The organism is Paenibacillus sp. J45TS6, from assembly GCF_018403285.1.
In the GTDB taxonomy this organism is placed as follows: Bacteria; Bacillota; Bacilli; order Paenibacillales; family Paenibacillaceae; genus Paenibacillus.
Genome location: NZ_BOSJ01000073.1, coordinates 1 through 412 on the forward strand (window position 1 = coordinate 1; position 412 = coordinate 412).

Here is a 412-nt window from a genome sequence, read left to right on the forward strand (position 1 = left end):
TTCGCCAAAAGTCGTTCATCATTCAAAAATTTCGCTAAGCAATCTATTAATCTTCACTTGTTTAACACAAGTTCAGCTTAAAGGATATTTCTAAAATCGCAAAATTGTTTCGTTATCTAGTTTTCAAAGAACAACACAAATAATGATGAAATTATTATGGTGGAGCCAAGCGGGATCGAACCGCTGACCTCCTGCGTGCAAGGCAGGCGCTCTCCCAGCTGAGCTATGGCCCCTCAAATTCCATCAAAACCGAACAAATGGATGAATGATATGACTTATTAAGTCGATTTGAATGTTTCCGTTTCAGGAAACGATTCTCCATAGAAAGGAGGTGATCCAGCCGCACCTTCCGATACGGCTACCTTGTTACGACTTCACCCCAATCATCTACCCCACCTTCGACGGCTGGCTC

1 tRNA gene and 1 rRNA gene are annotated in these 412 nt (G+C 42.7%); both read right to left on the minus strand.

Annotated elements, in window-relative coordinates:
• Positions 1-157: 157 nt before the first annotated feature.
• Positions 158-233: transfer RNA gene (locus KJS58_RS24990), tRNA-Ala, on the minus strand.
• Between the two features lie 91 nt (positions 234-324).
• Positions 325-412, minus strand: a 16S ribosomal RNA gene (locus KJS58_RS24995); the annotation flags it as partial.